Origin of the sequence: Sphingomonas segetis (genome assembly GCF_009720245.1) — a bacterium.
Classification (GTDB): Bacteria; Pseudomonadota; Alphaproteobacteria; order Sphingomonadales; family Sphingomonadaceae; genus Sphingomicrobium; species Sphingomicrobium segetis.
In genome coordinates, this window is sequence record NZ_WJSQ01000243.1 from 1 (window position 1) to 2,435 (window position 2,435).

Below are 2,435 nucleotides of genomic sequence, written 5' to 3' on the forward strand. Positions count from 1 at the left end.
CGGTGACCGCAATGAGCACGGCCGCCTCCGTCGAGGCGGCGGCGCGAAGCCCGGGGCAATCGCCCTCCAGCGGTGGCTCTGCGGCCGGGTTGGCGAGCGCCGCTCGCAAGCGTTCTGCGAGCGCGCTCATGGTCCGTCCAGCGGAAAGAATGTTCCGGCGCTCCAGATCCCCGGCGGATCGGCGCCTTCCGCGAGCGCGGCTTCCGCGAGCTCGTAATAGAGCGCTCGCGACAGCTCGGCTTCGAGCCCGTGACGGACAAGGATTCGCGGCGACGGTCCCTGATCCGTCTGCACGACCCGCAGCGGGTGATCGCGGTCGACGAGCACCGCGTCGCCGGAGTCCAGCTGGAAGGCGAGGCGCCGGCCGCGCCCATCGCCCTTAGTCTGCATCGCCACCGCCCGGAAGGCGGTGCGCTCGACGTCGATGTCGAGCTTCTCGGCCGGCGTCACCAGCACGTGGCGACCATCGGGCTCGCGCCTGAGCACGGTCGAGAAGAGGCGGACCATTGCCGGCCGGCGGATGGCCGCGCCCTCGTGGTACCATGTCCCGTCCGCGGCAATGCGCATCCGCGAATGGCCGCAGCGCTGCGGATTCCACTGGTCGACGGGCGGCAGCCGGCGCTCGTCGATCAGCTTCTGAAGGCCGGCGAAGCTGATGCCGTGAAGTTCGATCGGAGGCCGGCTCTCTGGCATGCACGCGTCATTGGATTGCTTCGCCGCTCGGCTCAAGGCAGGAGTGCCGGTCGATGCAGCCTGACAGAACAGCAATCGTCACCGGTGCCGGCAAGCGCGTCGGCCGCGCAATTGCGGCCGCGCTGATCGAGGACGGCTGGCACGTGGTCGCGCACGTCCACCGCGAATCCGACCCCGTCCCGGATGGTGCAACGCGGGTCGCCGCGGACCTCGACGACGTGCATTGCGCCGATGCGATCTTCGCTGCGGCCGACGGCCATCCGCCGGTGCGCCTGCTGGTCAACAACGCGGCGCGGTTCGCGTGGGACGGGTTCGGCGGCTTCGACCCGGAACAATTCGCCGCGCACATGGCAGTCAACGTCCGCGCGCCCGCGCTGCTCATTGAGCGGTTCGCAGGCGTGCAGTCGCCCGGCGAGGATTCGCTCGTCGTCAACTTGCTGGATTCGAAGCTCGTCGCGCCGAACCCCGACTATCTCAGTTATACTTTGTCCAAACAGGCGCTTGCCGGCTTGACGGAGCTCGCCGCGCGTGCGCTTGCGCCCGGAGGAATGCGCGTAAACGGCGTCGCGCCTGCGCTGATGCTCCGCTCGACTGGGCAGAGCGAGGAGAATTTCGAGACGATGCACGCCAACAACCCGCTCGGGCGCGGCGTAGAGCCAGCCGATGTGGTCGGCGCGATCCGCTTTCTCATCGATGCTCGCTGCGTCACCGGCCAATTGATCGTGATCGATTCCGGGCAGCGCTTCCTCGGCCTCGGCCGCGACGTACAATTCCTCGATCCAACATGAGCGAGCCCAGGCTGCAGGGCCTAATCCCCGAAAAGTTGAGGGTCCGCTCGGCGCGGATCATGCTCGAATCGCTCGCGGTTCAAACCGACATCGGATTTCACGATTTCGAGGTCGGAGCGCCGCAGCGGCTGCTGGTCGACGTCGAGATCTGGCTCGACGATATTGTCGCGCCGCCCGACGAGGACCCTGCCCGCGCGTGGAACTATGATTTCCTTCGTTCGGAGGTGCAGGAGATCGCCGCATCGCGCCGCTTCAACCTCCAGGAAACGCTCGCTCATGCGGTCTTCGAGCGCCTTGCCGCGTTCCGCGGAGTGCGTGCACTTCGGGTGCGCACGTCGAAGCCGGACATCTATGCGGACGCCCGCGGAGTAGGGGTTGAAATCGCCTCGTTCGACGGCCTGTGGCCGGACTGCTGAGCAAAGCGCTGTGCCTGCACCGGTTTCACGCCTTCCGGATGTGGAACAAAATCCGTTGCGCGGCCTTTGTGGCAGCGATAAGGAGGCGCGCTTGTCGCCGAGGAGACGCAGTCGTATCGGCGGTCCCATCAAGAGGGCAGGGCGCGCGTCCGAACGCCCAGTCCTGACCGTGGTTCGCCACGGCGTGTCGAGGAGAAGTGCGGGTTAATGTCGTACGCACAACGCAAAGAGCTGAGCGGCAATCGGAGCGTCTCGATCTTCATGACGGTCGCCGTCGTCGGCTCCCTCATGTACGCCATCGTTTCGGGCCTGGCCTACGACGTCATCAAGCACCAGGCGGAGAGGCTGAAAGTCATCGACGTGGAGCAGCAGCCGCCTCCGCCGCAGGAGCCGCCGCCGCCGCCGAAGGACATGCCCAAGGTGCCGCCGCCGCCGGTCACGCCGCCGCCATTGGTGCAGATGAACGCGCCGACGCCGCCGACCATCCAGACGGTGACGGCGCCGCCGGTACCGCCGGTCATTCCGCCGGTCGTCTCGG

3 protein-coding genes and 1 pseudogene are annotated in these 2,435 nt (G+C 67.4%); 3 read left to right on the forward strand and 1 reads right to left on the reverse strand.

The annotated features are described in order from the left end of the window. Positions 1-126: 126 nt before the first annotated feature. Entirely contained in the window at positions 127-693 is a 567-nt protein-coding gene (locus GH737_RS14350; protein ID WP_155265451.1) for a DUF1285 domain-containing protein, read from the reverse strand. A 53-nt stretch (positions 694-746) separates the two neighbouring features. Here GH737_RS14350 and GH737_RS14355 point away from each other — a divergent pair, with 53 nt between their 5' ends. The 3 genes and pseudogenes from GH737_RS14355 to GH737_RS14365 form a co-directional block, all read left to right on the forward strand. After that, on the forward strand, positions 747-1,481 hold the full coding sequence (locus GH737_RS14355; RefSeq protein ID WP_155265452.1) for an SDR family oxidoreductase: 735 nt from the start codon (positions 747-749) through the stop codon (positions 1,479-1,481). Beyond that, positions 1,478-1,897: a dihydroneopterin aldolase gene (locus GH737_RS14360; RefSeq protein WP_155265453.1), complete on the forward strand. Its 420-nt coding sequence runs from the start codon at positions 1,478-1,480 to the stop codon at positions 1,895-1,897. The genes GH737_RS14355 and GH737_RS14360 overlap by 4 nt, the downstream gene beginning before the upstream one ends. Before the next feature lie 207 nt (positions 1,898-2,104). Continuing rightward, a pseudogene (locus tag GH737_RS14365) lies at positions 2,105-2,435 on the forward strand (energy transducer TonB); the annotation flags it as partial.

What these genes read in the sequence shown, in the direction of transcription:
- GH737_RS14360 (WP_155265453.1), top strand. Translation starts at nt 1,478, where the DNA reads ATGAGCGAGCCCAGGCTGCAGGGCCTAATCCCCGAAAAGTTGAGGGTC.
- GH737_RS14350 (WP_155265451.1), bottom strand. Translation starts at nt 693, where the DNA reads ATGCCAGAGAGCCGGCCTCCGATCGAACTTCACGGCATCAGCTTCGCC.
- GH737_RS14355 (WP_155265452.1), top strand. Translation starts at nt 747, where the DNA reads ATGCAGCCTGACAGAACAGCAATCGTCACCGGTGCCGGCAAGCGCGTC.